This is a genomic window from Cronobacter sp. 153480017-3 (assembly GCF_053627815.1).
In genome coordinates this window covers 282,971-307,299 of sequence record NZ_JBSEYN010000005.1, presented here as the reverse complement: position 1 = coordinate 307,299, position 24,329 = coordinate 282,971, and the positions used below count along the sequence as shown (strand labels likewise).

Genomic DNA, 24,329 nt, shown 5'->3' with positions numbered 1-24,329 from the left:
AAGAAGCCGGCAAACGCCGGCTTTTTTTATGGGTGGCGCATGATGAGTAACACATTACCCGAGCAGTCTGTGAATACCACGCTTGCTCCTCTTCCCGGACAGCCTGATTACCCCGCCACCTGGCCTGCCGACGCGCTTAACTGCGCGCAAATCAAACAGCATCTCGACGCTTTTCAGCAGTGGCTGGGCGCGGCGTTTGACGACGGCTACACCGCCGAACAACTCATTGAAGCCCGCACTGAATTTATTGACCAGCTCCTGCAACGGCTGTGGATTGCCGCGGGCTTTGGCGACACTCCGGACACCGCGCTGGTCGCGGTCGGCGGTTACGGGCGCGGCGAGCTGCACCCGCTATCCGATATCGATCTGCTGATCCTGAGCCGCAAGCGCTTAAGCGAAGCGCAGGCGCAAAAAGTGGGCGAGCTGCTGACGCTCCTGTGGGACGTGAAGCTGGAAGTGGGCCACAGTGTTCGCACGCTGGAAGAGTGTCTGCTGGAAGGGCTTTCGGATCTCACCGTTGCCACAAACCTTATCGAATCACGCCTGCTGATTGGCGACGTGGCGCTTTTCCTTGAGCTGCAAAAGCACATCTTCAGCGACGGCTTCTGGCCTTCGGAGAAATTTTTCGCCGCCAAAGTGGAAGAGCAAAATGAGCGCCACCAGCGCTATCACGGCACCAGCTACAACCTGGAGCCGGACATCAAAAGCAGCCCTGGCGGCCTGCGCGATATCCACACGCTGCAATGGGTGGCGCGCCGCCACTTTGGCGCCACATCGCTGCGTGAAATGGTCGGCTTCGGCTTTCTGACGGAAGCCGAGCGCAACGAGCTTGACGAGTGCCAGCATCTGCTGTGGCGCATTCGTTTTGCGCTGCATCTGGAACTCAACCGCTACGACAACCGCCTGCTGTTTGACCGCCAGTTGAGCGTAGCTCAGCGCCTGCGTTATGAAGGCGAAGGCAACGAGCCGGTTGAGCATATGATGAAGGATTTTTACCGCGTCACGCGCCGCGTCGGCGAGCTCAACCAGATGCTGCTGCAACTGTTCGACGAAGCGATTCTCGCGCTCACCACCGATGAAAAGCCGCGCGTGCTGGATGACGATTTCCAGCTGCGCGGCACGCTTATCGATCTGCGCGACGAGACGCTATTTATTCGCGAGCCGCAGGCTATTCTGCGCATGTTTTATATGATGGTGCGTAACCGCGACATCACCGGGATCTACTCCACCACCCTGCGCCATCTGCGCCACGCGCGCCGCCACCTCAAACAGCCGCTGTGTTACATCCCGGAAGCCCGCTCGCTGTTTCTGGCGATGCTGCGCCATCCGGGCGCGGTAAGCCGCGGCCTGCTGCCGATGCATCGCCACAGCGTGTTATGGGCTTATATGCCGCAGTGGTCGCATATCGTCGGTCAGATGCAGTTCGACCTTTTCCACGCCTATACGGTGGATGAACACACCATCCGCGTGCTGCTGAAGTTGGAAAGCTTCGCTAAAGAAGAGACGCGCGCGAAACACCCGCTCTGCGTGGATCTCTGGCCGCGCCTGTCGCACCCGGAACTGATCCTCATCGCCGCGCTGTTCCATGATATTGCCAAAGGCCGTGGCGGCGATCACTCGGTGCTGGGCGCGCAGGACATCCTGAAATTTGCCGAGCTGCACGGCCTCAACTCGCGTGAAACGCAGCTGGTCGCCTGGCTGGTGCGCCACCATCTGCTGATGTCGGTCACGGCGCAGCGCCGCGATATTCAGGACCCGGAAGTCATTAAGCAGTTTGCCGAAGAAGTGCAGACCGAAAACCGGCTGCGTTTTCTGGTCTGCCTGACGGTGGCGGATATCTGCGCCACCAACGAAACGCTCTGGAACAGCTGGAAGCAGAGCCTGCTGCGCGAACTCTACTTCGCGACCGAAAAACAGCTGCGTCGCGGCATGCAAAGCACGCCCGACATGCGCGAGCGGGTGCGTCATCACCAGCTTCAGGCGCTGGCGCTGCTGCGTATGGAAAACATCGACGAAGAGGCGTTGCATCACATCTGGGGACGCTGTCGCGCCAACTACTTTGTGCGACACAGCCCCAATCAGCTCGCCTGGCACGCGCGGCATCTGCTCCATCACGATCTCAGCAAGCCGCTTATCCTGTTAAGCCCGCAGGCGACGCGCGGCGGCACCGAGATATTTATCTGGAGCCCGGACCGCCCTTACCTCTTCGCCGCTGTCTGCGCCGAGCTTGACCGGCGCAACCTGAGCGTACACGACGCGCAGATCTTCACGACCCGCGACGACATGGCGATGGATACCTTTATTGTACTGGAGCCGGACGGCAGCCCGCTCTCCCCCGACCGCCACGAGGCGATTCGCCACGGTCTTGAGCAGGCGATCACCCAGCGCACCTGGCAGCCGCCGCAGCCGCGCCGTCAGCCGGCCAAACTGCGGCACTTTACGGTGGAAACCGAGGTTAATTTCCTGCCAACGCATACCGACAGAAAATCGTTTCTGGAGCTTATCGCGCTCGATCAGCCCGGCCTTCTGGCGCGCGTCGGGCAGGTCTTCGCCGACCTCGGCATTTCGCTGCACGGGGCCAGGATCAGTACAATCGGGGAGCGAGTAGAAGATTTATTTATAATCGCGACAGCGGACCGGCGTGGCCTTAATAATCTGCTCCAGCAAGAGGTGAGACAACGGTTGACAGAGGCCCTCAATCCAAACGATAAAGTGTAGTGAATTTTTAATACCCAAAAGTTATCAGGAAAGAAGCTAATTATGCAGCAGCTACAGAACGTTATTGAATCCGCTTTCGAGCGCCGCGCCGACATCACGCCGGCGAACGTCGATGCCGTCACCCGCGAGGCGGTCAACCAGGTTATCGCCCTGCTGGACAGCGGCGAACTGCGCGTCGCAGAGAAGATCAACGGCGAGTGGGTCACCCACCAGTGGCTGAAAAAAGCGGTGCTGCTCTCCTTCCGCATTAACGACAACCAGGTGATTGAAGGCGCGGAAAGCCGCTACTTCGACAAAGTGCCGATGAAATTCGCTAACTACGACGAAGCCCGCTTCCAGAAAGAAGGCTTTCGCGTGGTGCCGCCTGCGGCCGTGCGCCAGGGCGCGTTTATCGCCCGCAACACCGTACTGATGCCGTCTTATGTCAATATCGGCGCGTATGTCGATGAAGGCACCATGGTGGACACCTGGGCGACCGTCGGCTCCTGCGCGCAAATCGGTAAAAACGTTCACCTCTCCGGCGGCGTCGGCATCGGCGGCGTACTGGAGCCGCTGCAGGCCAACCCGACCATCATTGAAGACAACTGCTTTATTGGCGCGCGCTCCGAAGTGGTGGAAGGCGTTATCGTCGAAGAAGGCTCTGTTATCTCGATGGGCGTTTACATCGGCCAGAGCACCAAAATTTACGACCGCGAAACCGGCGAAGTCTTCTACGGTCGCGTGCCGGCAGGCTCCGTGGTGGTTTCCGGCAACCTGCCGTCGAAAGATGGCTCATACAGCCTCTACTGCGCGGTGATTGTGAAGAAGGTCGACGCGAAAACCCGCGGTAAAGTGGGTATCAACGAACTGCTGCGCACCATCGACTAAGCAGAACGAAAAAAGGCGGGCCTGGCCCGCCTTTTTCGCATCTGAGGGTGGCGCGATGGGATCTTTTCATTAATTATCTAAAGGTTATTATTTCCCCAGGGGGATCGCTATGTACGACAACCTTAAGAGTCTTGGCATAACCAATCCTGATGAAATCGACCGTTACAGTCTGCGCCAGGAAGCGAACAACGATATCCTGAAGATCTACTTCCATAAGGATAAGGGCGAGTTCTTCGCCAAAAGCGTGAAGTTTAAATACCCACGCCAGCGCAAAACCGTGGTCGCCGACGGCGTCGGTCAGGGTTACAAAGAAGTGCAGGAGATCAGCCCTAACCTGCGCTACGTGATAGACGAGCTGGATCAACTCTGCCAGCGCGACCGCACCGAAGTGGATCTCAAACGCAAAATCCTGGACGATCTGCGCCATCTGGAAAGCGTCGTGGCGAACAAGATCTCAGAGATCGAATCCGACCTCGAAAAGCTCACCCGCAACAAATAAGCGTCGCCCGCGCGTTTCGCGCCGGGCATTGGGCGTAAAAAAGGCCGCAATCGCGGCCTTTTGTTTTCAGAGCATCGGTTACTGCATCAGCAGATAGATGGAGCTGTCGCCACGCTGAATATTCAGCGCCAGCACCGACGGCTTGCTGTCGAGGATTTTGCGCAATTCAGCGATATTGCTCACCGGCTGCTGGTTCGCGCCGACGATAACATCGCCTTTTTTCAGGCCAATACGCGCCGCAGGCGAGCCCGCTTTGACGCTGTTCACCACTACGCCTTTCTGTTTACCTGCGCGGTTGCTCATCTCCGCCCCTTCAATACCGCTGAAGATGGAAGAGGAGTCTACCTGCGTCTGGCTGCTCTGCTGCAGCACCAGATCGACATTCACCGGTTTGCCGTCGCGCAGCAGGCCGAGCGTCAGTTTCGTGCCGACCGGCATGGTGCCGACCTGCGCACGCAGCGCGGCGAAGCTGCTAATCGGTTTGCCGTTCAGCGACACAATCACGTCGCCCGCTTTCACACCCGCTTTGGCGGCGGAAGAGTTCGCCAGCACCTGGCTTACGAACGCGCCGCGCTGGGCGTCCACTTTCATCGCTTTAGCGAGTTCAGAGTTCAGCTCGGTACCCATGATGCCCAGCTCGCCGCGTTTCACCTGGCCATATTCGACCATCTGCGACGTCAGGCTTTTCACCATATTGCTCGGAATAGCAAAGCCGATACCGATGTTGCCGCCGTCCGGCGCCAGGATCGCGGTGTTGATGCCGATAAGTTCGCCGTTCAGGTTCACCAGCGCGCCGCCGGAGTTCCCGCGGTTAATCGCCGCATCGGTCTGAATAAAGTTCTCGTAGTTTTCCGCGTTCAGGCCGCTGCGGCCCAGCGCCGAGACGATACCGGAGGTCACCGTTTCGCCAAGACCGAACGGGTTGCCGATAGCCACGGCGTAGTCGCCGACGCGCAGGCTGTCGGAGTCGGCAAGTTTAATCGCCGTCAGGTTTTTCGGATCCTGAATCTGGATAAGCGCGATATCGGAGCGCGGATCTTTACCCACGATTTTCGCATCCAGCTTACGGCCATCGCTCAGCTGCACTTTAATGGTGGTGGCGTTATCCACTACGTGGTTGTTGGTAACCACATAACCTTTGGCGGCATCGATAATCACACCGGAGCCGAGGGCCATAAATTTCTGCTGCTGGCCGCCGTCATCCGCGCCGCCAGGGCCGCCCTGGCAGAAAGGCGAACTCTGGAACGGTGAGCCTTCCTGGCAGAACGGCGAATCATCACCGAAGAATTGCTGGAAGTTGCGCGGCATACGCGGCGTATTCACCGTGGTGCTGCCTTCAACGTTAATGCTGACGACAGAAGGCATGACTTTTTCCAGCATCGGCGCCAGGCTCGGCATCGCCTGCGACGTCACGGCGGACGCGGTTTCAGCGGCGAAGGAAGCCGGGCTTAAAGCCAGCCCCAGGCTCAGGGCCAGCGCACTCATTGCTAACGTGGTTTTTTTCATCGATTCATTCTCAACTAACAAGTAACGCAAATAAATTGCTGTGAAGGTGTCTGTCAGAGTCGATTTATAGCGCGAAGTTCCGTCGTTAATTTTCTGAAAAAAGTAAAAATTTATTGTCCGTCTTTACAAAACGAAGCGGCTTATTCTACCGCCATCAGTTTGCGATATTCATCCCAGGCGTAGAGATCGGTCATGCCGCTGATATAGTCCTGAATGAGTCGGCAACGATAATAATATTCCCAAACCGGGAAATCTGCCGCCTGCGGATGCAAATGACTGACAGCCTCGATATAAGCCAGCCGGTGCCGGGAAGAAAGTTTATGGTAAAGACGCGATTCAATCGGCAGCGACCGCACGCTCTCTTTGTCCACCAGCTCGCGAAATTGCGCGAGCGTCAGTGCAAGCAGCGGGCTGTAAATATCCAGCAACCCGCTAATAACCCGGTAGCCCTGCAACTCCAGCTGCTCGACGTCAGGGTGGTTAAATACATGACGCACCGCGACATTTTTATACAGCTCCAGCAGGCGGCTGTACGGGCTGTCATCCTCCAGCAGCGCATGATTAAACGAACCGTTAAAGACGTCCGGCAAATTATCAATAAAGCGCTGCGCGGCGTAAGGCGCCAGCCGATTTAATGTATTCACGCGCAGATACATAAAGAACTGATCTTCCGCGCTGTGGTGCAATTGATTAGTGCCCGATTTATCCCAGGCGTTTTGCACCACCAGATTAAAGAGATCGCCCGGCGCATGTTCACCCCAGGCGTCATAGAGATGCTGATATAACTGCTCAACGCTGAAAATACGTTTTTCAACCGCATCTTCAAGATCCGCCACGCAATAAGAAATATCGTCAGCCGCTTCCATAATCCAGGCGAGCGGGAAGCGACTGTAAGTGTCTAATTGCAGTTCTTTACGCAACCGCGAAATATATTGATCTTCGGAGAGATAAAACCCCGGCTTTTTCATCAGGTAGCTATGGGTTTCCGGCACCGGGCCGTGGTGCCAGGCCGGGCGCGTATATTTGAGGATACCGCCAACCTGCGCCCAGGTGAGATTCATGCGCAACAGCGTATGCACCAGCCGAATGCCCTGCGCGTTCCCCTCGAAATGACACAGATCGCGGCGCACGTTGCCGCGCAGGGCGTTAAGCGCTTCTTCACCCTCCTGCAGGCGCAGCGTCTGCACCGTGCAGCGGTCCTGGCTTACGGGCAGGTTTTCGGCATCAGCCGGAAAGAGCCGCTGGTTGAACCAGTCGTTAATCGCGGCCTCACCGAAGTGACCGAACGGCGGATTGCCGATGTCATGCATCAGGCACGACATCTCAACAATGCTCTCAAACGGCCCGGTCAGCTCCGCCAGGCCATACGCCTCAAGCAGCCCCTGCTCTTTCAGGCGGCTCAACACTTCTTTGGCGATATAGCGCCCCACCTGTTGCACTTCCAGAGAGTGCGTAAGGCGCGTGCGCACCGCGGCGTTGCGCTCAAGGGGAAAAACCTGGGTTTTCTGTTGCAGGCGGCGGATCGCGGGCGAGTTGATAATACGGCCGCGATCGCTTTCAAAAATACGCAGGATCTCGTGTTCACTCTTCACGCCCTGCGGCGAGCGATACCGGCGATGCCAGTTGATTTTGTTTCGGAAATCGATTTTCTCCATCCGCCCTCCCGGTCTGCGCGCACGCGAATTAAATCCTTGCTGTCTGCCATGATAGACTATGCCTCTGAATCCATCATTTAGCGAGTATCTCTATGAAAGCAGGCATTATTGGCGCAATGGAAGAAGAAGTGACGCTGCTGCGTGACAAAATCGACAACCGCCATACCCTGAATATCGCCGGCTGCGAAATTTACACCGGCACCCTCAACGGCGTGGACGTGGCGCTGCTGAAATCGGGCATCGGTAAAGTTTCCGCCGCGATGGGCGCGACGCTGCTGCTGGAGCACTGCAAACCTGACGTGATTATCAATACCGGCTCGGCGGGCGGTCTCGCGCCCTCGCTGAAAGTGGGCGACATTGTGGTCTCCGACGAAGTGCGCTACCACGACGCCGACGTCACCGCGTTTGGCTACGAATATGGTCAGATGGCGGGCTGCCCGGCGGCGTTCAAAGCCGATGAAAAACTGATCGCGGCGGCGCAGGAAACCATCGAAAAACTGAACCTGCACGCGGTGCGCGGGCTGGTGGTGAGCGGCGACGCCTTTATCAACGGCTCCGTGAACCTTGCTAAAATCCGCCACAACTTCCCGCAGGCGATCGCCGTTGAGATGGAAGCGACCGCCATTGGCCACGTCTGCCATAACTTCGGCGTGCCGTTTGTCGTCGTGCGCGCTATCTCTGACGTTGCCGATCAGCAATCACACCTGAGCTTTGAAGAGTTCCTGGCGGTGGCGGCGAAGCAGTCGAGCCTGATGGTCGAGACGCTGCTCACGAGCCTGAACCGTGGCTAAACGCTGGCTTACCGGGGCGCTTGTCGCCCTGTTGGTTCTCCCGGCGTGGCTTTTTGCCGCGCCGCGGGTCATTACCCTCTCCCCTGCCAATACCGAACTCGCCTTTGCCGCCGGGATCACGCCGGTTGCGGTAAGCGCTTACTCTGACTACCCCGACGCCGCGCGTCAGCTCGAACAGGTGGCAAACTGGCAGGGGATGAACGTGGAGCGTATCGCGGCGCTTAAACCCGATCTGCTGGTCGCCTGGCGCGGCGGCAACCCGGAGCGGCAGATAAACCAGCTCAAATCGCTCGGCATTCATGTGCTCTGGCTCGATCCGCAAAATGTCGCGCAGGTGGCCGACGCGCTGCGCGCGCTCGCCCCTTACAGCCCGACGCCGGAAAAGGCACAGGCCGCGGCGCGCGAGCTGGAACAGCGCTGGCAAGCACTTACTGCGCGATATAAAAGCCAGCCGAAAAAGCGCGTGTTTTTACAGTTCGGCACGCGTCCGCTTTTTACCACCAGCAAAGCCTCCATCCAGAATGAAATCGTCGAAGCCTGCGGCGGCGAGAATATCTTCGCCGACAGCCCCGTTCCCTGGCCGCAGGTGAGCCGCGAACAGGTGCTGGCGCGCCATCCCGAGGCCGTCGTCATCACCGGCGGCGAGAAGTCCATCGCCGCCACGCGGCAGTTCTGGCAGCCTCTGCAAAATGTTCCTGTCATAAGCATTAACGATGACTGGTTTGAGCGCGCCGGCCCGCGTATTATCCTCGCCGCGAATCAGCTCTGTCAGGCGCTGGCAGAGGTAAAATAACGAGTCGAGGAACATCATGCTGGTTTACTGGCTGGATATTATTGGCACTGCGGTGTTTGCCATCTCCGGCGTTTTGCTGGCGGGCAAACTGCGTATGGATCCTTTCGGCGTACTGGTGCTGGGCGTCGTCACTGCGGTGGGCGGTGGCACGATCCGCGATATGGCGCTCGATCACGGCCCAGTGTTCTGGGTGAAAGATCCTACCGATCTGGTGGTGGCGATGGTGACGTGTCTGCTGACGATTGCACTGGTGCGCCAGCCGCGTCGCCTGCCGAAGTGGGTACTGCCGGTGCTGGACGCCGTAGGCCTCGCGGTGTTTGTCGGCATCGGCGTGAATAAAGCGTTTATGGCCGGCACCGGGCCGCTGGTGGCGATTTGCATGGGCGTGGTAACGGGCGTCGGCGGCGGTATTATTCGTGACGTGCTGGCGCGTGAAATCCCGATGATCCTGCGAACCGAAATCTACGCCACGGCGTGCATCGTGGGCGGCATCGTCCATGCGACGGCGTTTTACACCTTTGAAGTGCCGCTGGAGCAGGCGAGCATGATGGGCATGGTGGTGACGCTTGCGATCCGTCTTGCCGCGATCCGCTGGCACCTGAAGCTCCCCACCTTCGCGCTGGACGAAAAAGCGTAAGCCATAAAAAAAGCCGTGTCGCAAAACACGGCTTTTTTATTTCAGCAAGGCAATCAGATGCTGAAGGAAGAACCACACCCGCAGGTGCTGGTGGCGTTCGGGTTATTCACCACAAAGCGCGAGCCTTCGAGGCCTTCGGTGTAATCCACCGCGCCGCCCACCAGGTATTGCAGGCTCATCGGGTCTACGACCAGCGACACGCCCTGCTTCTCGATAGTCATATCGCCATCGTTAATCTGGTCATCAAAGGTAAAACCATACTGGAAGCCGCTGCACCCACCACCGGTGATGTAGACGCGCAGCTTGAGATTCGGGTTGTCCTCGTCTGCGATCAGGCTTTTTACTTTATTGGCGGCTGCGTCGGTAAACTGCAGCGGCAGCGCTACGTCATCACTCATTTTTTGCTCCCGTTGAAACCAGCAATCGGGCAAAGAATAACCCGATCTTTAGGGCCATTATCTATTACCCTGGTAAATCGTTCAAGTATTCCGCCCGTCGGTCTGCGCCTGTCGTTCCGCCTCCTGTTTCGCAAGCGTTCGCGCGAGGATAGTGGAATAGAGCGGCTTGCCGCCGAGGAACTGGGCGAGCAGTGTCGCGCCGAGGCAGGTAATAATCATTGGCAAAATGAGCTGGTAATTATCCGTCATCTCCAGCACCAGCACGATACCGGTAATCGGCGCCCTGACCGAGGCGGCAAGCAGCGCGCCCATGCCCGCGATGGCGAACGTCCCCGCCTGTAAGTGCCACTGCGGGAACCACGCGGCGCAGGCCATACCGAACGCGCTGCCAAGCAGCGTGCCGAGCGCCAGCATCGGGGCGAAAATCCCGCCCGGCGCGCCGGAGGAGAAACAGAACACCGTCGTCACCACGCGCGCAATGAAAATAAACAGCAGCATCCCGACGGTAAAATTACCCGCCGCGGCAATGGGGATTAACCCAAACCCGCCGCCCGCTGCCGCAGGCTCCCACAGCGCAAGCAGACCACACGCGCCGCCAATCGCGCCACCGAGCAACACCCAGCGGGTAGTATTGCCGCCATGAATACGTGCGAACACATCCTGCATCCCGAGCACCAGACGGTTAAACAGCGGCCCCACGGCACCGAAAATAATCCCCAGCAGCAGATAGAGCCAGAGCGTATAAACTGGCGCGTCGGTCAATTGCCCGACTTCAATCACCGCTCGTTCGCCATTGAAGATGCGAAAGACGATGGTCGCCATAATGACCCCGGTAAACACTGCTTTAATGGAAATCAGGTTGTAGTGAAACTGCGTGCGCATCTCTTCAATAATGAACAGAATGCCCGCGAGCGGCGCGTTAAAAGCCGCCGCCAGACCTGCCGCCGCCCCCGTCGCCAGCAACGTATGGCGCGCCTCGGCATCCGGGCGATGAAAAATATCCAGCACCATGCGCCCGATATTGCCGCCCATCTGCACCATCGGGCCTTCGCGGCCGAGCACCATGCCTGCGCCAAGCGTGCCCATCCCGCCGAAAAACTTCACCGGCAGCACGCGCCACCAGCGCACCGGGCGTAACTCCTCCAGCGCGCCTTCGATTTCAGGAATACCCGAACCGCCCGCCTCCGGCGCGAAGCGGCGCACCAGAAAATAGCCCACCATCGCCAGCAGCGCGGAAAACAAAAACGCCAGCAGCCAGACGAGCCACGGGATGTGCGCCACCTGCGCCAGGCCTTCAATGCGATGCGCCGTCACCCAGGCGACCGCTTTTTCAAATGCTACGCCCGCAAGCCCCGCCAGTACGCCAGTGAGAGACGCCAGCAGCAAAATCGTCAGCGGCGTTTTGTCGCGCGACAATAACTGGCGGATAACCGCGGCATGTTGAAATCCTCTGACGCGGCGGTTGGGTGTCGTCTGCGGGGTCATACGAACAGTTCTCCGAAAAGCATTCAGGCCGCGCATTATACGTCGCGCGGCCGCGTCATTCAAAAAAGCCCTGCCCGCTGTCTGGGTTTAATCGGGCAAAACTTTCATAACGTGGAAGGGATGACTTAGAATAACCCGTTATCCCTCTTTTCCCGAATCAGGAGCCGATTCATGAGTAAGTCTGAAAACCTCTTTGCCGCCGCCCGCGAACTTATCCCAGGCGGCGTTAACTCGCCGGTGCGCGCCTTTACCGGCGTGGGCGGCACACCGCTCTTTATCGAACGGGCGGACGGGGCTTATTTCTATGACGCCGACGGCAAAGCTTATATCGACTACGTTGGCTCCTGGGGCCCGATGGTGCTAGGCCATAACCACCCGGCGATTCGCAACGCGGTGATTGAAGCAGCAGAGCGCGGCCTGAGCTTCGGCGCGCCGACGGAAATGGAAGTGAAAATGGCGCAGCTCGTTACCGAACTGGTGCCGACGATGGATATGGTGCGTATGGTGAACTCCGGCACCGAAGCGACCATGAGCGCCATCCGTCTGGCGCGCGGTTTTACCCGTCGCGATAAAATCATCAAGTTCGAAGGCTGCTACCACGGTCACGCGGATCACCTGCTGGTGAAAGCGGGCTCCGGCGCGCTGACCCTCGGCCAGCCAAACTCACCGGGCGTACCGGCAGATTTCGCCAAACATACCCTGACCTGTACCTATAACGATCTCGCCTCTGTGCGTGAGGCCTTCGAGCTTTACCCGCAGGATATCGCCTGCATTATCGTTGAGCCGGTAGCGGGCAACATGAACTGCATCCCGCCGCAGCCCGATTTCCTGCCGGGCCTGCGCGCGCTGTGCGACGAATTCGGCGCGCTGCTGATTATCGATGAAGTGATGACGGGTTTCCGCGTCGCGCTGGCGGGTGCGCAGGCGTACTACAACGTGATGCCGGATCTGACCTGTCTTGGCAAAATCATCGGCGGCGGTATGCCGGTGGGCGCGTTCGGCGGACGCCGCGAAGTGATGGAAGCGCTGGCGCCGACTGGCCCGGTTTATCAGGCGGGCACGCTCTCCGGTAACCCGATTGCGATGGCGGCGGGCTTCGCATGTCTGAGCGAAGTGGCGCAGCCTGGCGTTCACAGCACCCTCGACGCGCTGACGACCCAACTGGCGGAAGGCCTGCTCGACGCCGCGCAGGAAGCCGGCGTGCCGCTGGTGGTGAACCACGTCGGCGGGATGTTCGGCTTCTTCTTTACCGATGCCGACAGCGTGACCTGCTATCAGGATGTGGTGAAATGCGATGTCGAGCGCTTTAAGCGTTTCTTCCATCTGATGCTGGAAGAAGGGGTTTATTTCGCGCCGTCAGCGTTTGAAGCGGGCTTTATGTCTGTCGCGCACAGCGAAGAAGATATCAACAACACCATCGACGCTGCGCGCCGGGTGTTTGCGAAGCTGTAATCGTTTTTTGACCGTGGCGGGTGCGCATACGCTTACCCGCCCTACAATGCATCAACAAAGGTCAGTCAATGTAAGGTGGGTAAGCGCAGCGCACCCACCTTTCACCCGCACAGCACCTTACGTAGGGTGGGTAAGCGAAGCGCACCCACCTTTCATCCATCAAACGCCCCACCGTTCCCCAGGCAACCCACCACGATTTCCTGCCTCTGATTAACGGCTCTGCTTACGCAACAAATACACGAAATACGGCGCGCCGATAAACGTCGCCAGCAGCCCCGCCGGGATCTGGTACGGGAACATCACCATCCGCCCTGCCCAGTCCGCCAGCATCATCAACATACCGCCCAGCAACGAAGCGATAACGAGCTGCGGCAACGCGCGACGAAAACCGAGCATCCGCGTAATGTGCGGCGCCATCAGCCCGATAAAACTCAGCGGCCCGATGGTCAGCGTCGCCGCGGCGGTCAGCGCTGAAGCCAGCAACAACAGCACAATACGGGTCGGCGTCAGCGCCATCCCGACCGCGCGCGCGGTCTCGCCGCCAAGCGGCAGCACCGTCAGCCAGCGGCGGCACAGCGGCGTCAGCGCCAGTAATACCAGCATTACCCACAGCGAATTTCGCGCCTGCTGCGGCGTCACGCTGTAAGTGGAGCCGGAGATCCAGGTGATCACCTGCGCCATACGCGGATCGCCGCTCGCCTGCAACATTACCAGCAGCATCGTAAACGCGGTGCTGAGCGCCATCCCCGCGAGCAGCATCCGGTGCGGCGAAAACCCGCCGCGTCCGGCGGCAATCAGAATAATCATCAGCGTCGCCGCCGCCCCGACGCTGCCCGCCGGCAGCAGCCAGCCGAACGCATCGCCCGGCACGAACAGCAGCATCAACACCACGCCGAACGCCGCGCCGGAGCTAATGCCCAGCACTTCAGGGCTTGCCATCGGGTTGCCGGTCAGCCGCTGGATAATACAGCCCGCCGCCGCCAGCATCGTGCCTGCGCATAGCGCCGCCAGCACGCGCGGCCAGCGCCAGCCCAGCAGCTCGCGCAGCACGTCGCCCTGCGCCCACACCCAGCTGTGCGCGTCGCGGCCAAAACAGAGCGCCAGCGCCGCCACGCCCAGCAGCAGTAACATCCCCGCCAGCGTCCAGCGCGCCACATGGCCACGCTCGGCCGGGATCGTGTCGCCCGCATTCATCGCCGGCGCGCTCATGGTACGCAGACGCGGCAGGAGCCACAGCAGCAGCGGCGCGCCAAACAGCGCCGTCGCCATCCCGGTGGAGACTTCCAGCCAGACGCGGGAGAGCCAGAGGATAAACTGATCCGACAGCCACAGCAGCAGCGCGCCGATAAACGACGCCAGCAGCAGCCGCGCCAGCAGCCGACGCGCGCCGAGCATTTTCGCGAGCAGCGGCGCGAACAGCCCGATAAACCCGATAATCCCGACCGCGTTGACCAGCAGCGCGCTGATAACAATCGCCAGCGTCAGCGTCGCGAGCCGCGCCAGGGACAGCGCAAGCCCAAGATTGCGCGCCACGCCATCATCCAGCCCCATTAGCGTAAGCGGGCGCAACAGCAGCAGCGTCAGTAAAAAACCCGCCAGCAGTTGCGGCCAGAGCCGCGCCGCCACGCTCCAGTCGTTCTGGTTAAGCGCGCCGGTGCTCCACAAAAACATGCTTTGCAGCTGATCGTGATGGAACAGCACCAGCAACTGATTGACGGCACCGCAGTAGAGGCTCACTACCAGGCCCGCCAGAATCAGCGTGACCGGCGAGAGACGTTTACCCCAGGCGACGCCAAACACCAGCAACCCGACCACGCAGGCACCGGCCAGCGCCGCGAACTGGGCGGTCAACACGCCGCCCGGCAGCGCCCAGAGCGTCGCCACGGTCACGCCAAGCTGCGCGCCGGTCGCCACGCCGAGCGTGGTCGGCTCCGCCAGCGGGTTACGCAGTACCTGCTGGAACAGTACGCCAACCAGCCCAAGCCCGGCACCGACCAACAGCGATACCACAAAGCGCGGCAGCAGGCTGTAATGGAAAAGCATCTGATCGATGGCGTCGATATTGGGGCGCCACAGCGCCTCTTGCCACTGCGCGCGCGGCAGCCAGGCGTTCAGGTTGGCCCAGCTCAGGCCGAGCGCCAGCGCGAACAGCAGCCCCAGCAGCAGCGCCGGGAAAAGCAGATGATGTCGCCTCATGCCCGGCCTCCCAGCGCGTTTTCCAGCACGCGGCCAAAGCGCATCGCCGAGAGCGTCGCGCCGTAAAACCAGACGGCGGGCACGCGCTGAAAACGGCCCTCGCGCACAAACGGCATCGCCTGCCAGAGCGGCGTGGCGGCAAGCTGGCGCATCGCCTGATCATCGCCATGCTCAAAGCAGATAACGTCAGCCTCGCGGAACTGCGCAAGCCGCTCAATGCCGACAATCGCGCTGCCCCAGAAGTTGGTCTTATCCTGCCAGGCGTTGGGGATCTTCACCGCGTCCAGCACCGGCTGAAACAGGCTGTTAGTGCCAAGCGTCAGCGCGTGGCGTGAGTCCAGCAGCGACATCATCAGCAGCGGACGCTGCCCGCGTCCCGCCAGGCGCGCTTTCATCTGTGTAAGAAACTGTTCGAATTCATCAAGGTGATCATGGGCCGCTTTCTCAAGGCCCAGCCGTTCGGCCAGCGTCAGCAGCGACTGCCGCGCCATCGCGAGCGGCGCTTTACCGTCGGTAAACGTCACGCCCATGCCAGGCGCGATACGCTTAAGCTGCGCTTCCGATGGGCCATAACCCGCCGACCAGATCATCAGCGACGGCTTAAGCTCAGTGAGCAGCTCCAGATTGGGCTCGGTACGCAGCCCGACGTCGATGACGGCATCCGGCAGCGGCGGATAATCAACCCACAGGCGGTAGTTCGGCACATCCGCCACCGCGTAAGGCATCACGCCAAGCGCGATCAGCTGTTCGACGGGCAGCCATTCGAGCGCCACGATACGTTTGAGATCCACCGATGCCGCACGGGCTTTCGCCATGTGCCACATCAGCGGCGAGAGAGCCATCGCCGTCATCAGACGCCGACGGCTGAAAGGGGTTGAGAGAACGTCGCGCATCAGCAGACAAAGCTCACGGGTGCGAGGCCCGCCGGATGCGGCAGGATGCCCATCGGAATGCCATAAATCTGTTTGAGCGTTTCGCCGTTCATCAGTTCCAGCGGGCTGCCCTGGGCTATCATCTCCCCGCCGCGCAGCGCCACCAGATGGTCGCAGTAACGCGCGGCCATGTTGATGTCGTGCAGTACCGCAATCACGGTTAACCCGCGCTGCTGGCTTAAACGGTGGATCAGCGCCAGCACGTCCACCTGATGAGCGATATCCAGCGCCGAGGTCGGTTCGTCGAGCAGCAGACAGCGGCTGTTCTGCGCCACCAGCATGGCAATCCAGGCCCGCTGGCGCTCGCCGCCGGACAGGCTGTCTACCAGCCGGTGCGCAAGCGGTTTAAGCCCCACCAGGCTAATCGCCTCCTCCACCCGTTCACGGTCTTCCGCCCCAAAGCGCCCAAGCGCGCCGTGCCACGGATAACGACCAATCGCCACCAGTTCGCGCACCGTCATGCCTTCGGCGGCGGGCAACTGCTGCGGCAGATATGCGACTTCACGCGCGAACGCTTTGCTGTTCCAGCCCGCCAGCGGCTCGCCGTTTAGCAGGATGTCGCCACCGGAGGGTTTCTGGTGACGACCAAGCATTTTCAGAAGCGTCGATTTGCCGGAGCCGTTATGGCCGATAAGGCCGGTGACTTTGCCCGCCGGAAAGGTGAGCGACAAGGGGTGCAGCAGCGTACGTCCGGGCACGCGAAAAGTGACATCTTTTAACGAAAAACCAGCATCGGGCGGGGAAATTTTGTCCTGCATGGTAGCCAACTTGTTGAAGGGCACGCCAAAGCGTGCCCAAAGACGGATCAGAAGCGGAATGTGGCGGTCGCCGTAACCTGACGTTCCGCGCCCCAGTAGCATGCGTAGTCTTTGTAGCAGCTGGAGACATACTCGCGATCAAACAGGTTATTGACGTTTAAGGCGACAGACGAGCCCGGCAGGCCTAAACGCGCCAGATCGTATTTCACCATCGCATCCGCCACGGTGTAGCTTGCAACGTTAAACGGTTGGTTCTGTTTATCACCGTAGGCGTAATAGCTGACGGTATTGCCGACATAGCGGCCGCCAGCGCCGACAGTCAGGCCGCTCAGCGCGGTATCGTGGAAGGTGTAATCCGCCCACAGCGACGCCATATTGCGCGGCACTTCCGCCGGACGCTTGTCTTCAAAGAGCGTGTCATGCGTATATTTCGCATCGGTAAAGCTATAAGACGCGGTCACATTCACATTCGCTGACACGGCCGCTTTCGCTTCCAGTTCAATGCCGCGGGAACGGATTTCACCGCCCTGGACGCTGAAGCTGTTATTCGCCGGATCGGCCGTCAGGTTTTTATCTTTCGTGAGCTGATATACCGCGGCCGTCAGCACGACCGGCATATCCTTCGGCACATATTTCACGCCCGCTTCATACTGCTTGCCGCGTGAGGGCTCGAACGGTTTGCGGCCTAAGGTGGAACCAGAAACAGGCTCAAACGATTCGCTGTAGCTGAAGTACGGCGATACGCCGTTATCGAACAGATAGTTGATGCCGCCGCGCCAGGTGAACTGCTGATCGTTAATCTCAGCAAGCGCGCCGGAGGAGCGGGTATAAGTGGACGTTTTCGCGAAATCGTAACGGCCGCCTAAAGTCATTACCCACTTGTTCCACTCTGCCTGATCCTGCACATACAGGCCCGTTTGCTCCTGACGATTAATCACGTCATAGAGGAAGTTCACGTTAATGTCAGGGTTGCCGTACTGCGGATCCAGCATATTGAGCGGGCTGGCGGTGCCGTAGTCCGCGTTAATGTCGTTGCGCATGCGGGAGTAATCAACGCCGGTCAGCAGCTTATGATCCACCGCGCCAGTCGCGAAATCAGACTGCAACTGCGTATCGACGCTGAAGGCGTTCATGTCTTCATCGGAACGGACATACGCGCGGTTAATCGTGGACGGCGCAACAAACGCATTGCCGTACACCGAGCGGTAAAGCGTGTGCTCGCGGGTGTAACGCAGGTTCTGGCGCAGCGTGAAGGTGTCATCGAAGGCGTGCGAGAAGCTGTATCCAACCATCTGCTGGCGGCGAGACATCTTGTTATTTTCTTCGCCTTCGTTGAAATCAGTCGGCAGTTTATGCGCCTTACCGTTAGCATCGTAATACGGCACGATCGTGCCGGAGCGCGGCAGCCAGCCGTAGAAACCGGCGTACGGGTCGCTCTGGAAGTTACTCAGGAACGTAAAATCGGTGTTGTTATCCGGACGCCAGCTGAACGAAGGGGCAATCGCGTAACGCGACGATTTCGCCATCTCCTGCTGGGCATTTTGGCTGCGGCCTAAACCGGTCAGGCGATAAGACCAGACACCCGCGTCATCAATCGCATCGCTGAAGTCAAAACCGGTCTGCCAGAGATTGTGGCTGCCCATTTTGAACTGCACTTCGCGCAGCGGCTCGGTGGTCGGACGTTTGCTGACCATGCTGACGATACCGCCGGGGTTGCTGTTGCCATAGAGCACGGAAGTCGGCCCGCGCATCAGCTCCACGCGCTCCAGGAAATAAGGATCCATGGAAATTTCAGAGTAGTTGTTGCCCTGAAGCTTCATACCGTCGAGGTACTGGTTAGTGTTTACCGTGGTCGAGGTTGTGAAACCGCGAATGGTCACGACGTCATAAGTTGAGGAACTGCCGCGTGTGGAGAAAACGCTCGGGCTATAGCTCAACGCTTCTTTCACGGTGGTCGGCTGACGGGTATCCATCTCTTCGCGCGTCACGACGGACACGGACTGCGGCGTTTTTTCAATCGGGGTATCGGTTTTGGTGGCGGTCGCGGAACGCTTCGCCGCAATGGTCGGGGCCGGGCCCCAGGCGCTTTCCTGCGCAGCAGCAGCGGAAACGGTAATGGTTTCCTCTTTCTGGCCGTCAGCGGCTAACGCGGAAGCGGCAAAGCCGCCGCACGCCGTGGCAACAAGAACCGCCAGTCTGCAAATCCTGGTATTGATCTGAGTGTGAATAGAACGCGCCATGCTAATTTCTCTGAGTGATAATGACAAATGATAACGTAAACGAGAATTATTATTATGCGCCCGAGATGATATGCGAAAGGTTGTTTATATAGCAAGCGCCTGGCGCAGCGCGGGCGGCCAATGGTCCAATTAATCACCAGAGGAAATTATCTGGTTAATCAGCGGATAGCGAATCGTTACCGGCACTTTAAAAAGCGGTGACAATAAAAAAGGGCTTAGCCCTCATCCCGCCGAAGCCGGAGAGGCGCTAAGCCCTGTGTTCCCAAACGGGACGTCAGTTGCTGCCGAACATGTCTTTAATCCAGCCCGCGACGCCGTCGCTCTTCTCTTCCTGCTGCGGTGCCTGCTGAGGCTGTTGCTGTTGCGGCTGCTGCGGCGCGGACTGATCGAACGGATTGCCCGACGGCGCGACCGGCTGGCTCTGCTGGCAGAGCGCGTTCGGATCGCTGGTCCAGACCGGCAGCGTACGCATGCCACCGCCGCCGCACAGGAAGTTACCCATCTCATCAACGCCCATGTCGACGATATCCTCAGGCGGCGTCAGATCCAGCGGGATCGGCGACTGGTTAGTCAGATAGCGCTGGTAAATCGCCATCGCGCCGCTGGCCCCGTAGAGCTTGGTCGGCTGGTTATTGTCGCGGCCCACCCAGGTGATGACCACTTCACGCCCGTCGATACCGGCAAACCAGGTGTCGACGTTGTTGTTGGTGGTCCCGGTTTTCCCGGCGAGATGCAGTTTCGGGAATTTCACCGCCAGCGCATGGCCGGTACCGCGCTGCACAACCTGCTGCATCGTCCAGAGCGTCAGGTAGGCGGCCTGCGCCGGTACGGCGCGCTCCGACTGCGGGAAGCTCTGATACAACACGGTGCCATCTTCGGCGATCACCGAGCGCAGTACGGAGAGCTGGGCGCGGTTACCGCCGCTCGCGATGGTCTGGAACGCCTGCGCCACTTCTACCGGCGTCAGGTTCAGCGCACCCAGTAACATCGACGGTACAGCGTGCAGCTGGTTTTCCGGCGCGCCCAGTTTTTTCCAGGTGTCAGTCACGGCTGGCAGACCGAGCGCCATACCGAGGTTGACGGTCGGCACGTTCATGGAGCGCGTCAGCGCATCCACCAGCATCACCTGGCCGCTGAAGCGATGATCGTCGTTCTGCGGCGACCACACCTGCCCGTTTGGCTGGCGCAGGGAGATCGGCGCATCGGCGATCCAGGTATTCAGACGATAGGTGTTCGGCTGGCTTAACGCGGTCAGATAGGTCGCCGGTTTGGCGAGCGAGCCAATCGAGCGACGCGCCTGCATGGCGCGGTTATAGCCCGCAAACTGCGGATTCGCGCCGCCGACCATCGCGCGGACTTCGCCGGTGAAACGGTCCACCACCACCATCGCGGTTTCCAGATCTTTCAGCTTACGCTGTTTAATCAGCGCCGGAATGCCTTCCACCGCCGCTTTCTCCGCCGCGTCCTGCGCGACCGAGTCAAACGTGGTGAAAATCTTCACGCCGGAGAGATCTTTCACTTTATCGCCAAGCTTCGCCTGCAGCTCCTGACGCACCATCTGCATAAACGCCGGCTGCGGGGAGATCACGCCGCCGCGCGGCTGCACCCCGAGCGGACGGGCGCTCAGCATGTCGTAAAGCTCCTGGTCGATAACCTTCTGCTCCTGTAACAGGCGCAGCACCAGGTTACGACGCTCCAGCGCCAGTTTCGGGTTACGCCACGGGTTATAGAGCGACGCGCCCTTCACCATGCCCACCAGCAGCGCCTGCTGATCGAGGCTCAGCTCTTCAACCGGACGGCCGAAGTAGTAAAGGCTTGCCAGCGGGAAGCCGCGGATCTGATCGTCGCCGCTCTGGCCGAGATAGACCTCGTTCAGGTACAGCTCAAGGATACGGTCTTTGTCATAACGCGCGTCCATGATAAGCGCCATGTAGGCTTCATTGGCTTTACGCCACAGGGTGCGCTTGTTGGTCAGGAACAGGTTTTTCACCAGCTGCTGCGTCAGCGTACTGCCGCCCTGCACCGCGCGGCCCGCCGTCAGGTTCGCCAGCACCGCGCGACCAATCGACCAGACGCTGATGCCGTCATGCTCGTAGAAATGACGGTCTTCCGTCGCGACGAGCGTGTCCACCAGCAGATCCGGGAAGCCGGAGCGCGGCACAAACAGGCGCTGCTCGCCGTTCGGCGATGACAGCATCGTAATCAGCCGCGGATCGAGGCGGAAGAAACCGAAGTTACGGTTGCTGTCCATGTTCTCGATAGAGGCCAGATGGTCGCCGTCAAACTCCAGGCGCGCGCGGATCTGCCCCTCTTTGCTGTCCGGGAAATCGAACGGGCGGCGAATCATCTCGATGCTGTTGGCCTGGACGGTAAACTCGCCAGGGCGCGTCATTTTCGTCACCTGACGATACTGCGTCGCCTCGAGCAGCTTCACCATCTCCTGCTTGCTGATGGTCATATCCGGCTCAAGGTTAACCATGCGCCCGTAGACCGCCGCCGGCAGTTGCCAGACTTTGCCATCGATACGGCTGCGGATTTTCTGATCGAGATAGACGCCGTAGATAACCAGCAGCACCACAAAAATCACAAACAGCTTCAACAGAAGCCACAGCCAGCGGCGTTTGCCGCCCTGTTTTCCGCCTTTGCCTTTTTTGCCTTTTACCTTACGCGGCATCGGCTCCTCATCATCGTCTTCATATTCATCGTCATAATCCTCATCCCTGAGACGACGACGGCTTACCTTCTGTTTTGCCGGACGCGTCGGTCGTCCTTTGCGTCCGATAGGTTCGCGGTCATTCCCCGCCATGCTTTTTCTCCACAACGTACAGGCGCAAAGGCCAGATTCTTGGCTCTTCCGCACGCAGGCGGAAGAAGAAAGCTCTCAAATCATCACGACAGCAACGCCGCCGTTACTGATACTTTTTGGTGCGCCGGGTTGGCAGCGCGTTGGCCGGATCGTCCGGCCAGACATGTTTCGGGTAGCGCCCTTTCATCTCTTTCTGCACCTCTTTCCAGGCGCCGCGCCAGAACGCACTGAGATCGCGCGTGATCTGTAGCGGCCGCTGGGCGGGTGAAAGCAGTTCAAGGGTGAGCGGCACCCGGCCTTCGGCGATAACCGGTGTTTCGGCTTCACCGAACATCTCCTGGATGCGCACCGCCAGCGCCGGTGGGTTTTCCTCATGATAGCGAATCGCTATCCGGCTGCCGGTCGGCACAGTGTAATGCGCCGGCAGCGCACTATCCAGCCGTTGCCGCTGCGTCCAGTCGAGTAAATGCAGCAGCGCCTGGGCGAGATTGATGTTTTTCAGCGCGCGCAGCGAATGCACGCCATGAAGCGCCGGTAACAGCCAGACATCAAGCGACGCCAGCAGCGCCTCGTCGCTGACGTCCGGCCACGGCTGCTCCGGCAGCCAGCGCGCCGCGCAGTGCAAACGCAGGCGCAACTGCTCCGCCTCTGGCGTCCAGTTAAGAACAGAAAGCCCTTTTTCGCGAATGCCGTTAAGCATCGCCTGGTGAAGCTCGTCTTCAGAAGGTTTTGAGAGCGGCTGCGTTTTCAGCACCAGTTGCCCGACCTGCCAGCGGCGCTGCGCACGTAGCGTACCCTGTTCATCATTCCACTCCAGCGAATCGCGCTGAGTCAGCAGATGCGGGCATTCATCAATGAGCGCGTCAATATCCAGCGGCAGCGCCTGTAAAATCCGCGCGTCGGCGCTGTTACTGCCCTGCAATAAGAGCGGCGCGATAAGCCACTCATAGCGCGTCAGTGCGTCATCCTGGTTAAGCATCGCGCCCATGCCGTTGGCGAGCTGATAACGCCCTTCCTGCCCACGACGACGCGCGATGCGGTCGCTGAACGCGCAGGCAAGCAGCGCGGGCGCCAGCGAGAGCGACGGCGTGCCGCCGCGGGCGTTAAGCCGCTTCATGAGTTGCGCGCTGCGCGCCTGCCAGTTGCCCTGGCTTCGGGAAAAGGCGCTGCGCAAATCCGCCTCTGCGCCGCGCGGCGGCTCTTCAAGGATGGCGGAGAGCCGCGCCGCCGTCGCCTGCGCGTCAGCGCCTTCGGCGCAGGCCAGCATCGCGGCGAGGCGCGGATCGTTGCCGAACTGCGCCATCTGGCGTCCACGCGCGGTGAGCTGGCCCTCTTTCAGCGCGCCCAGCGCCGTGAGCAGTTCGCGCGCGGCGGCAAGGTTCACCGCAGGCGGCAGATCGAGCCACTGGAGATCCGTCACGTCACGGCATCCCCACATCAGCAGCTCCAGCAGCAGCCCGGAGAGATCGCTTTGCGTGATCTCCGCTTCCGCCTGCGCGGCGGCGCGTTCCGCCTGCTCTTTTGGCAGAAGATGCAGGCAGATGCCCGGCTCCAGGCGTCCGGCGCGGCCGGCGCGCTGGGTCATCGACGCCTGGCTGATGCGCTGCGTGATAAGCCGCGTCAGCCCGGTGCGGGCATCGAAACGCGCCACGCGCTCCTGGGCGCTGTCGACCACCAGTCGGATGCCTTCGATGGTCAGGCTGGTTTCGGCGATATTGGTGGCGAGCACCACTTTGCGAAAGCCCGGCTGCGCGGGCAGGATAGCCTTGCGCTGCTCCGCGAGCGGCAGCGCACCGTAGAGCGGACACAGCAGCACGTCGCGCCCCACGCGCTCAGCAAGCTGCGTCTGCACGCGCTGGATCTCACCGACGCCCGGCAAAAACAGCAGCAGCGAACCAGGTTCTTCACGCAGTAACCCGCTCACCGCCTGCGCCACCGCCTCATCGAAACGCTGATGCGCGGAAAGCGCCTGATAGCGCCGCTCCACCGGGAAACTGCGCCCTTCGGAGACCACCGTCGGCGCCTGCGGCAGCAGCGCCTGCAGGCGCGCGTTGTCGAGCGTCGCAGACATGATCAGCAGTTTGAGATCCTCACGCAGCCCCTGCTGGACATCAAGCAGCAGCGCCAGCGCGAGATCCGCCTGCACGCTACGCTCGTGGAATTCATCGAGGATCACCAGCGACACGCCGGAAAGCTCCGGGTCGCGCTGCAACAGCCGCGTCAGAATGCCTTCGGTCACCACTTCCAGCCGCGTGGCCGGGCCGGTGCAGCTTTCGGCGCGCATCCGGTAGCCCACGGTTTCGCCGCACGGCTCGCCGAGCAGATCCGCCAGACGCTGCGCCACGTTGCGCGCCGCGAGTCGTCTGGGCTCCAGCATGATGATTTTCCCGTCCAGCATGCCGGACTTTAAAATTTCCAGCGGCAGCCAGGTCGATTTCCCCGCGCCGGTCGGGGCGCACAGCAGCACCTGCGGCGCGTGCTGCAGGGCGTTGAGAAGTTCAGGCAAAACGGCGGCGACCGGTAAAGACGACACGACAGGCTCCAGAGGGTTACTATGAAAGGCACGCATTGTAGCATTCCGCCCGATCATTACGAG

At 60.2% G+C, this 24,329-nt stretch carries 17 protein-coding genes; 7 read left to right on the top strand and 10 right to left on the bottom strand.

All coding sequences use genetic code 11. The annotated features are described in order from the left end of the window. Positions 1-42 precede the first annotated feature (42 nt). The 3 genes from glnD to ACUW6V_RS13785 all read left to right on the top strand — a co-directional run bounded on the left by glnD (position 43) and on the right by ACUW6V_RS13785 (position 4,084). Positions 43-2,718, top strand: a complete 2,676-nt coding sequence (glnD, locus tag ACUW6V_RS13795; protein ID WP_041460969.1) for a bifunctional uridylyltransferase/uridylyl-removing protein GlnD — start codon at positions 43-45, stop codon at positions 2,716-2,718. A gap of 42 nt (positions 2,719-2,760) precedes the next feature. Beyond that, positions 2,761-3,585: a 2,3,4,5-tetrahydropyridine-2,6-dicarboxylate N-succinyltransferase gene (gene dapD / locus ACUW6V_RS13790; protein WP_004386142.1), complete on the top strand. Its 825-nt coding sequence runs from the start codon at positions 2,761-2,763 to the stop codon at positions 3,583-3,585. A 109-nt stretch (positions 3,586-3,694) separates the two neighbouring features. Then, positions 3,695-4,084 carry a DUF3461 family protein gene (locus ACUW6V_RS13785; RefSeq protein ID WP_004386143.1) on the top strand — a complete coding sequence of 130 codons (390 nt, stop codon included), beginning with the start codon at positions 3,695-3,697 and terminating at the stop codon, positions 4,082-4,084. Between the two features lie 78 nt (positions 4,085-4,162). Here ACUW6V_RS13785 and degP read toward each other — a convergent pair whose 3' ends face one another. Both degP and dgt read right to left on the bottom strand, forming a co-directional pair. Further along, on the bottom strand, positions 4,163-5,590 hold the full coding sequence (gene degP / locus ACUW6V_RS13780) for a serine endoprotease DegP (RefSeq protein WP_105623038.1): 1,428 nt from the start codon (positions 5,588-5,590) through the stop codon (positions 4,163-4,165). Between the two features lie 140 nt (positions 5,591-5,730). Next, positions 5,731-7,245: a dGTPase gene (gene dgt, locus ACUW6V_RS13775; protein WP_454038493.1), complete on the bottom strand. Its 1,515-nt coding sequence runs from the start codon at positions 7,243-7,245 to the stop codon at positions 5,731-5,733. A 92-nt stretch (positions 7,246-7,337) separates the two neighbouring features. On the opposite strand from dgt, the gene mtnN reads away from it, so the two are divergent. Genes mtnN through ACUW6V_RS13760 form a run of 3 tightly spaced genes read left to right on the top strand, consistent with a single transcriptional unit; the run spans position 7,338 to position 9,466 of the window. Beyond that, a complete protein-coding gene (mtnN, locus tag ACUW6V_RS13770; RefSeq protein ID WP_454038492.1) occupies positions 7,338-8,036 on the top strand; it encodes a 5'-methylthioadenosine/S-adenosylhomocysteine nucleosidase in 699 nt (232 codons plus the stop codon). Next, positions 8,029-8,829, top strand: a complete 801-nt coding sequence (btuF, locus tag ACUW6V_RS13765; protein WP_454038491.1) for a vitamin B12 ABC transporter substrate-binding protein BtuF — start codon at positions 8,029-8,031, stop codon at positions 8,827-8,829. The genes mtnN and btuF overlap by 8 nt, the downstream gene beginning before the upstream one ends. A gap of 16 nt (positions 8,830-8,845) precedes the next feature. Next, the gene (locus ACUW6V_RS13760; RefSeq protein WP_004386148.1) at positions 8,846-9,466 is read left to right on the top strand and encodes a TRIC cation channel family protein; all 621 of its coding nucleotides are present in this window, start codon (positions 8,846-8,848) and stop codon (positions 9,464-9,466) included. 53 nt (positions 9,467-9,519) lie between these two features. On the opposite strand, the gene erpA is transcribed toward ACUW6V_RS13760, so the two are convergent. Together erpA and clcA are read right to left on the bottom strand one after the other, a co-directional pair. After that, a complete protein-coding gene (erpA, locus tag ACUW6V_RS13755) occupies positions 9,520-9,864 on the bottom strand; it encodes an iron-sulfur cluster insertion protein ErpA (RefSeq protein WP_004386149.1) in 345 nt (114 codons plus the stop codon). Positions 9,865-9,945: 81 nt separating this feature from the next. Next, entirely contained in the window at positions 9,946-11,349 is a 1,404-nt protein-coding gene (gene clcA / locus ACUW6V_RS13750) for a H(+)/Cl(-) exchange transporter ClcA (protein ID WP_104658540.1), read from the bottom strand. Positions 11,350-11,520: 171 nt separating this feature from the next. On the opposite strand from clcA, the gene hemL reads away from it, so the two are divergent. Next, positions 11,521-12,801 carry a glutamate-1-semialdehyde 2,1-aminomutase gene (hemL, locus tag ACUW6V_RS13745; protein ID WP_454038490.1) on the top strand — a complete coding sequence of 427 codons (1,281 nt, stop codon included), beginning with the start codon at positions 11,521-11,523 and terminating at the stop codon, positions 12,799-12,801. Between the two features lie 210 nt (positions 12,802-13,011). Here the strand turns inward: hemL and fhuB are convergent, their stop codons facing one another. The 6 genes from fhuB to hrpB all read right to left on the bottom strand — a co-directional run bounded on the left by fhuB (position 13,012) and on the right by hrpB (position 24,266). Beyond that, positions 13,012-14,997, bottom strand: a complete 1,986-nt coding sequence (fhuB, locus tag ACUW6V_RS13740) for a Fe(3+)-hydroxamate ABC transporter permease FhuB (RefSeq protein ID WP_171964447.1) — start codon at positions 14,995-14,997, stop codon at positions 13,012-13,014. Next, complete coding sequence (gene fhuD / locus ACUW6V_RS13735; RefSeq protein ID WP_454038489.1) at positions 14,994-15,890, bottom strand: Fe(3+)-hydroxamate ABC transporter substrate-binding protein FhuD; 897 nt, start codon at positions 15,888-15,890, stop codon at positions 14,994-14,996. Before fhuD ends, fhuB begins: the two co-directional genes overlap by 4 nt. Beyond that, entirely contained in the window at positions 15,890-16,687 is a 798-nt protein-coding gene (fhuC, locus tag ACUW6V_RS13730) for a Fe3+-hydroxamate ABC transporter ATP-binding protein FhuC (protein ID WP_007864480.1), read from the bottom strand. Before fhuC ends, fhuD begins: the two co-directional genes overlap by 1 nt. 47 nt (positions 16,688-16,734) lie before the next feature. After that, positions 16,735-18,927, bottom strand: coding sequence for a ferrichrome porin FhuA (gene fhuA, locus ACUW6V_RS13725; RefSeq protein ID WP_004386156.1), 2,193 nt, complete (start codon positions 18,925-18,927; stop codon positions 16,735-16,737). 274 nt (positions 18,928-19,201) lie between these two features. Next, entirely contained in the window at positions 19,202-21,733 is a 2,532-nt protein-coding gene (gene mrcB, locus ACUW6V_RS13720; protein WP_454038488.1) for a bifunctional glycosyl transferase/transpeptidase, read from the bottom strand. 103 nt (positions 21,734-21,836) lie between these two features. Continuing rightward, positions 21,837-24,266: an ATP-dependent helicase HrpB gene (gene hrpB, locus ACUW6V_RS13715; protein ID WP_454038487.1), complete on the bottom strand. Its 2,430-nt coding sequence runs from the start codon at positions 24,264-24,266 to the stop codon at positions 21,837-21,839. Positions 24,267-24,329: the final 63 nt, after the last annotated feature.